We start from the raw sequence: 7,652 nt of genomic DNA, 5'->3' as shown, positions 1-7,652 counted from the left end.
TTCAGTTAGTTTCTGACTTAGAAGATATCACAAATCAAGTTGTTACAATCAAACCTTTTCCTTTATCTAATGATTTAATAGATTCTTTGGCAGCAGTAGGTTAAGCAAAACCTGAGCTTTATTTAGATAGTAATATTCGTCGAGGAATTTCTGCTTTTTCTAAAATAGAAACCGTTGAACTAAATGATGGTTTATTACGTTTAAAAAAGGATTTATCATCAGGAAAATGGCACGATCTATATGGGCATTTAAGAGAGCAAAATAACTATGATGTCGGATATCGATTTATTCATAACTAAACTAAATTAATAAATTCAGTTTAGTTATTGTGGCTGAGAAAATACGGTGCGCGAAGTAGCAGACTTTTCCCGATCGCTTTATGGAAGAAGCAGTATGCAGTGGGGGCGGTGAAAGCTAGTTAAGTTGGCAATTATACTAACTCATTTGCTATTGTCGATTCTTAAACAAATTACGTGCTATCGTCGCTAACTCATCAGCTTGTAACCCGTCACTCAGGTCAATACGAGAAGAACTAGAGGTTGCTTGAGAGGAGTTTGATGATACTACTTTATTGATGACATTTTCGGGATGAGTTTGCAGTATTACTACACCAGGACCTCTCAGTTTGGCTAAAACAAGTCCTTCACCTCCGAATATAGAAGTGAATATGCCTCCTGCCAATTTTACCTCGTATTTTACTGACTCAGCAAAGCCCACAATGCAACCAGTGTCAACATTTAAGCTTTCACCTCTATGAAGGTTAATTACTTTAAGATCGCCTCCTGCGGTGATAAATACTCTGCCATTTCCCGTGAACTTTTGAAATATAATACCTTCTCCACCGAGAAAGCCACTCAAGCCCAGATTCATTGTTACATCGAGTCTTATGTTGGGGTCTGAAGCTAGCCATGCACCTCTTTGAGCTATAAAGCTATAGTTGGAAGACACTTCAACATCTTCTATAGTAGTTAAATATGGACTGGCAAAGGCAATTCTTCCACGTTGACTTCCATTATTAACCCATAAGACCTGAAACAGCTTTTCTCTTGTAACTAGCTTTTTAATAGCTGAGATGATACTGCCTGTGGTGGTTTTAGCTTCGATGAATCCGTCGCCATAGCAGAATGCGCTGGGTTCAGCATAAATAGACTCTCCAGGTTCAAGGGTTATCTCTACGCCTTTGTGATTATCAGTGTAGGTAGTCATTTTGTGTCAAAATTAATTTTTAATTTCACTCTATATATCAGTTTGAACCAAATTATAAGGAGAAAGTTCCAGTAGCAAGGAGACGGATGAAGTTTAATTGTTGTAATTTGTAACAAAGCGATCGCTTTCTAACTAGGTTTGGTTGTTATAGAACTAAGAATTGGGGATTAACGAGAATCTAAAATCTAAGGCTGGAGATTTCCGATTCAGATCGAGACTGTAGCTACCAAAAAATTGATGTGCTTTGTCAGATAAGGACGGTGTCAACTACAGACTACCGAGTAATTCTTTCTCTGAGGCTTTAAGAACTGAGTGCAGCAGGGCTTGCGTTGTCTTGAATTCTTGTTCAGTACCATTGTCTTGAGATAAATCATCGAGTGCTTCAAGAAATGCGTAAACAAGGACTCCCTTGAATACTAATTTTTCAGCCTCACTCAACGGCAAACATTGGTGATACATCAACAAAGTGTCTTTAAGTTCCTCAAAGGTTAAGAAACTTCCTCCTCTGGCTGAAGAACTACTAATTAGTCCGATACATAAATCGAGCAATCGCTCCCCATTCGTTGACATATCCACATCCACAATACCGCTTAAAGAATTATCCTGAAAGAAGACATGGCAAAACCGAAAATCGTTGTGAATAACTGTTCGAGGCAAAATGCAAACCGTTGTTTCTTCGATCTCGCGCATCGATTCTAAAACAAGCTCCTGGGAGACAAAAGGGTTATCTTTCAGAGCTTTTGGCAAATTATGGCGATCGCTATACTGACTTTCCCAAGTCCAATCATCTGCCCCCATCACTGGATGTAAATACGCGAAGCCAATCCGATGAAACTGAGCCATTGCCTCAGCATACTGCTGCAATAAGTGTTTGCTGGCTCGCTCCATTGGTTTTCCTGGAACATCACGCATCAAGTAAACGACATCATAATCTGACTCTACATTCTTCAATGGCGACAAATACCAACTGCCATTGCTGCACCGAATAATTTCAGGCACTAAGATTCCCTGCTTTCGTGCGTAGTCTAGCCACGGAAACAGTTGATCTGGATTCTCGTGCATTTCGTGCGAGGCAAATTTGAGATGGTAAATCTCGCCATCCGCCTTGAGCTTTGCAACCAGCCCATAAGCAACGTGTAACACCTCGACTGAGACTGCTTGAAACTGGTACTGCTGCTGAAGATGGTGAACGACAAATTCTGTTGTTGCTTCGACTGAATTGAAACCATAGATGTCTTTTAGCTCGGTAAGAACATCTTTTCCATAGGGCGATAAAACTTCCATAGATTATCACTACACTTGAGGTTTTTTATAACTTAGGCTCATGACTACCCCATTGTAAACTCAGCAAGCTAACTCTTTATTAGAGGGAAAGCTGCCACCTAAATGGGGTAAATAAGCGCGAGAGTATTATGAGAGGCAGTCTAGATAATATTTTGTGCGTCGTGACTTAAATTCCTAGTTTTACCCCATCATACAAAATCCTACTTCTGCTTGCTCCAGTTATTGCCATAATTCCTAGTCAGTATCTTGATTTGTGTCAGAACTTAAATTTTGAAACATTTGATAGTAGGGAATTTGATTTTGTACTGCATAGCTGGTTTTTGAAGAATAGTAATTTCCTTCGCGATCGTGAAAAGCCCAAGTGGTAGGAAATTGCATGATCGCACCCATAGTTAAAGGGACTCCTGACTCTTTCAATGTTTTAATTCTGCGGTGGAGAGTGCTTCTAGATAAACCAGTTTTTTCTGTGAGTTGGCGATAGGTGTATTTTTGTCCTTCTATAAGCATAGTTGAAAATGCGATCGCTATTCTAATTCTAAATGTGTCAAGAGTTTAATTTTGACACAATATATTGACCGCGTCATTAATTAATAAAAATCCTTGGTATCTCACTCTTGACAAAGTAGTCCTGAGAACTTCACTCTCTTAAACGTGATAGTTTCATTGGGAAATTAGAAGAATGGAGACAGAAAAATTTAGAAATATTTTGACTACCAGCATACTCACCAAAGCTAAACTTGATTGAAATTATCTATCCATTCATCAAATATGAATGGATAGATATCGACGCTTATAGTAGTCGAAAGAACCTAGTTAAATATCTCGAAAAAGTGCTTGATAATTTTGATAGCCAATATGTAATTAATAATGATTAGCCTGCAAGCATACATAACTAATCAGAAATATACCTAAATCAAGGACGAGGAGTTTATCTAATTTCTTCTCGCTTGTCCACAATAATAACTTCAGCATTACTGTCAGAAGCAATAGTGCGATCGCGATTGTTAATGGTAGTTTTAGGTTCAAGAGGGTCTACAACACTGTTACTAGTAGTTCTGTTGTAGGTATTATCATCAATATCATGAGCATCGTATACCCCATATTCTTCAATACCGCTATTCCGTAAGATTTTTTCAGCACGGCTGATATCATCATCTGAGCCATTTACCATCACTAGATAACTACCGCTACTAACCCGATCGCTATAAATTTTGGCTTTATCTTCAGGAATACCCAAACCGACTAGACCACCAATAATACCTCCTGCTGCTGCACCGATACCAGCACCAGCCAAAGTGGTTGCAATGGTAGTGGCTGCTTCTCCAGCTACGATTATCGGACCCACACCAGGAATAGCTAGGGTACCTAATCCTACTAGCAAACCACCGATACCGCCTAATACAGCCCCAGAAGTTGCTCCAGCACCAGCACCCTCGGCTGCATTGTTACCTTCATCGTAGGCGACATCTACCCCTGCCGATTTAGTAACTTTGCCCGCATCTTTGGCGATAACGTTGACTCGGTTCATATTAAAACCATCGCTTTTGAGAGCGCGTAAAGCTTTTTCTGCCTCATCACGACTATAAAATAATCTTATCGAACGTTTGTACTTGTTCATGATTTTGTTTTAATAAACCTCACCTTATTCTTTTCTGCATCGGTAGTTAATTCATCACTCAAAAGTTGTAGGTGCTAATAACTATTACTTTTGTAAGAGAAAAAATTAAGGGCGTGTTTTACTGTCAATTGGTTCATTACCTGTAATTTGTTCGCCCAGTTTTTCAACACTGCTGGGTAATATCTCATCTAAATTAAGTTTTTCCCCAATGGTTTCATTGTTGTTTTGCTCTGCTCTTACTTCGGCTTTCTCCGATCTCATCGCCTGTCTTTGTTGACGACTCGCTTTAGCAGCTTTGTATTCAACATCGCTTATTTCTGTTTCGGGATTTGCATTGGCTACGTCACGGGTCAGAGAATCCGCGATCGCAGGGTAGGGATTATTAGCATTCCTACATCCAGGTTGTTTTTAATTGATTCAGTCGTGACAAATGGAGTCGCCCTTAAAGAGTCGTATAAATCCGCCCAAGGATTCGGTTTACTTTGCACTAAGTCGGATAAAATCATCCCCGCCATTGTTCCTTTACTCATTCCCCAAAGGCTAAAACCCGTGGCGACGTAGATGCGATCGTTTGCAGGGGTTAATTTTCCGATGTAGGGTAGTTTATCAAAGGATTCGTAATCTTGACTCGACCAACGATAGTCAATTTTATCAACGCCAAAATGAGAATGAGCATAGCGTTCTAATTCTTGATAAGATTCTTCGGTTTTGCTTTTCTCTCCAACCTTGTGACCACCGCCACCGATTAACAGCAGTAAACCGCCATCTTCTGTGGGAGTAGTCCGAATTGAGTGATAATTTTTGCCAACACCGATATACATTCCTTCGGGTGCTTTTTCGGGGTCGATCTTTGCTCCAATAATATAGGAACGCTGGGGATAACTTTTAGCAAAAAATAACCCTCGATCCATAATAGGAAGATGAGTTGTTAGCAGTACATCAGCAGCTTGTAAAGTTATATCGTTAGCAAATATTTTACAGGGTGTTCCTTCTTCAACAGTTTGAACGCGACTGTTCTCAAAAACGTAACTGCCGCTGATAATAAATTGCTTCTAAAATAAAACGACTGTTCTCTATCAAGGCGGGATATAGCTCTATTTGTCTATTTTTTGCTAAGGTTTTAGATAATTCTTGAGAAAGAGTTAAAAAAAGAGATCGCCTATTTGAACTCTAATAGCGATCGCTACATTCGATAAAAAAGAGAATTAATGGCAAACGAAACATCTAAAAGCTTTAACAAAAAGTACTTTGGAAATCATCAATACTGGTATATTTAAGCATGGTTTGCCTCATCACAAACGTGGGAGTATTGACTAACTGTTGCAGTCATCAACACTAATCAATTTCCGAGCAGGTAACGTTTAATATCCGATGATAAATGAGCGATGTTCAATGAGAAAAAGAGCCATTGTCACAATTTGTTCTGGTAATTACTTTCCTTATGCCAGGATTTTATTATCTTCGCTGCAAACTTATCACCCAGAAGCATCGTTATTTCTTTGTTTAGCAGATGCTATACAGCCAGGAATTGAGTTGGGCATTTCAGAGGTTGAGGTTATACCAGCAGATTGCTTAGATGTGATGAATTTCCCTGATTTTGCTTTTCGCTACGACATCATGGAGTTTAATAGGGCGGTTAAGCCTTTTGTGATGCAATGGTTGATAGAGATTAAAGGCTTTGAGGAAGTAATTTATCTCGATCCTGATATTGAGTTATTTGCGCCTATGACTCCCGTGTTGGATGCTTTTGCGGAGGGGGCAAATTTTGTGTTGACTCCCCATTTAACTGCACCTGCGGAGTTTGACGAGTTTCCTGACGATATCGGCATTATGAAAGCTGGTATTTATAATTTAGGTTTTATGGGGATAAAAAATAGCCTTGATGGAATTAGTTTTTTACACTGGTGGGGAAGAAAATTAAGGTTTCAGTGCCTTAACCAGCAAGATCGAGGGATTTTTGTCGCTCGGCAATTTGTGGATTTATTGCCAGCATTTCACGACAATGTAACCATCTTACGCGATCGCTCTTTGAATGTCGCCTACTGGAATTTAGATCGAAGAGATTTAACTAAAACTGATGATGGTTGGTTAGTAGATGGCGAACCATTAAGGTTTTTTCACTTTAGTGGAGTGGATATCAAACAACCCCGCAGATTATCTAAACATACCACTCGTTTTAATAACAATCTCACACCAGCACTGCAAGAGATTCTTACTCAGTACTTAAATAAGTTAGTTAAGTATAATTATGGTGTAGAGCCATATCCAGGCTATGGTTATGGTAAGTTTAATCGGGGTATTGCGATCGCTAATATTATACGTCATTGTTATCGCAATTTAGTTGAACCTTGGCTGGATAATCCCTTTGAAACTTTTATTAATTATCTCAATCAATCCTCATCGGAATCATTAGACAGTTCTCCCTGGTTAGTGACTAATTTGATGCATTATGTATGGTTGCAAAGAAAAGATTTACAACGAGTTTTTAATTTACAACAAGATAGCGATCGCTTAAACTATTGTAATTGGTTTGTGCAGAATGCAGCAGCAGAATATGACATTGATAGCTATTTCATTACTCCCGTAGTAGAAAACATCAGTCAGCATTACGCCCGCCAGATAAAAGCCAAAACTTTAAAAGATGATATTTGCGTTATTGGTTATCTCAAAGCAGAAACAGGAGTAGGACACGCAGGTAGAATGGTTGCTAGTAGCCTCAGAGATGTTGGGGTTAAAACCCAAGGCTATAATGTCACCCTTAATGTGATGGCACGTCAAGCATCAACTGTTGTAGACAATATGTTGACGCAAAAAATCAATTCCCCGATTCAAATCTATAACATCAACGCCGATCAACTAGGATTAGTACGCAACCATTTAAAAAGGAAGACTCAAAAAGCCACTTATAGCATTAATATGCCTTTTTGGGAATTAAGTAGCTTTCCCCAAGCCTGGGTTAATAACTATCAAGGAATAAATGAAGTATGGGCTGCTTCTCGATTTATTCAGGCTGCACTCCAAATAGTTCTGCCTATACCTATAATTTGGATGCCTCCCGCGGTAACTTTAACTAAATTGACTCCTCTTAGTCGTAGTTATTTTCAACTACCAAAAGATAGCTTTTTATTTCATTATAATTTTGATTTTTCTTCTTTTGCAACGCGGAAAAACCCCCAAGCAGCAATTAAAGCTTATCGGTTAGCTTTTCGTAACTACAAGAAGACTGTTTCTACTGCTTTAGTAATTAAAACTCGTGGCTACGATCCTGAAGGTAAAGCTTTAGCTAAACTCAAAGAATTCACCACCGATGATCCAGATATTTATACGATCAATCAAGAATTAACTTATGACGAAACATTGGCTTTAATGAACTGTTGTAATTGCTATATTTCTTTGCATCGTTCTGAAGGATTTGGCTACACTCCCGCCGAAGCAATGTTACTCGAGAAACCTGTAATTGCTACTGATTATTCAGGGACAAAAGACTTTATTAATCAAGGCACAGGATTCCCTGTAAATTATCAATTAATTCCTGTAAAAAAAA

At 38.8% G+C, this 7,652-nt stretch carries 6 protein-coding genes and 2 pseudogenes; 2 read left to right on the top strand and 6 right to left on the bottom strand.

The annotated features are described in order from the left end of the window. Nucleotides 1-447 precede the first annotated feature (447 nt). From H1P_RS34680 to H1P_RS34670, 3 genes are all read right to left on the bottom strand, one after another. Nucleotides 448-1,206: an AIM24 family protein gene (locus H1P_RS34680; protein WP_144876223.1), complete on the bottom strand. Its 759-nt coding sequence runs from the start codon at nucleotides 1,204-1,206 to the stop codon at nucleotides 448-450. A 267-nt stretch (nucleotides 1,207-1,473) separates the two neighbouring features. Continuing rightward, entirely contained in the window at nucleotides 1,474-2,490 is a 1,017-nt protein-coding gene (locus H1P_RS34675) for a phosphotransferase (protein WP_144876221.1), read from the bottom strand. 234 nt (nucleotides 2,491-2,724) lie between these two features. Then, nucleotides 2,725-2,997: a winged helix-turn-helix domain-containing protein gene (locus H1P_RS34670; RefSeq protein WP_144876219.1), complete on the bottom strand. Its 273-nt coding sequence runs from the start codon at nucleotides 2,995-2,997 to the stop codon at nucleotides 2,725-2,727. 146 nt (nucleotides 2,998-3,143) lie between these two features. Here H1P_RS34670 and H1P_RS40080 point away from each other — a divergent pair. Continuing rightward, nucleotides 3,144-3,365 (top strand): annotated as a pseudogene (locus H1P_RS40080) (transposase); the annotation flags it as partial. A gap of 53 nt (nucleotides 3,366-3,418) precedes the next feature. Here the strand turns inward: H1P_RS40080 and H1P_RS34665 are convergent. The 3 genes and pseudogenes from H1P_RS34665 to H1P_RS34660 form a co-directional block, all read right to left on the bottom strand. Further along, the gene (locus H1P_RS34665; RefSeq protein WP_144876217.1) at nucleotides 3,419-4,108 is read right to left on the bottom strand and encodes a general stress protein; all 690 of its coding nucleotides are present in this window, start codon (nucleotides 4,106-4,108) and stop codon (nucleotides 3,419-3,421) included. Between the two features lie 105 nt (nucleotides 4,109-4,213). After that, nucleotides 4,214-4,369: a hypothetical protein gene (locus H1P_RS37120; protein WP_186376327.1), complete on the bottom strand. Its 156-nt coding sequence runs from the start codon at nucleotides 4,367-4,369 to the stop codon at nucleotides 4,214-4,216. A 128-nt stretch (nucleotides 4,370-4,497) separates the two neighbouring features. After that, nucleotides 4,498-5,145, bottom strand: a pseudogene (locus H1P_RS34660) (NAD(P)/FAD-dependent oxidoreductase); the annotation flags it as partial. A 355-nt stretch (nucleotides 5,146-5,500) separates the two neighbouring features. Between H1P_RS34660 and H1P_RS34655 the strand changes: the two are divergent. After that, the coding region (locus H1P_RS34655; RefSeq protein ID WP_144876215.1) for a glycosyltransferase at nucleotides 5,501-7,652 on the top strand (2,152 nt) is incomplete at its 3' end.

The sequence above is a fragment of the Hyella patelloides LEGE 07179 genome, assembly GCF_900659865.1.
Classification (GTDB): Bacteria; Cyanobacteriota; Cyanobacteriia; order Cyanobacteriales; family Xenococcaceae; genus Hyella; species Hyella patelloides.
The sequence above is the reverse complement of the archived record's forward strand: the minus strand, read 5'-3'. Positions and strand labels throughout refer to the sequence as shown.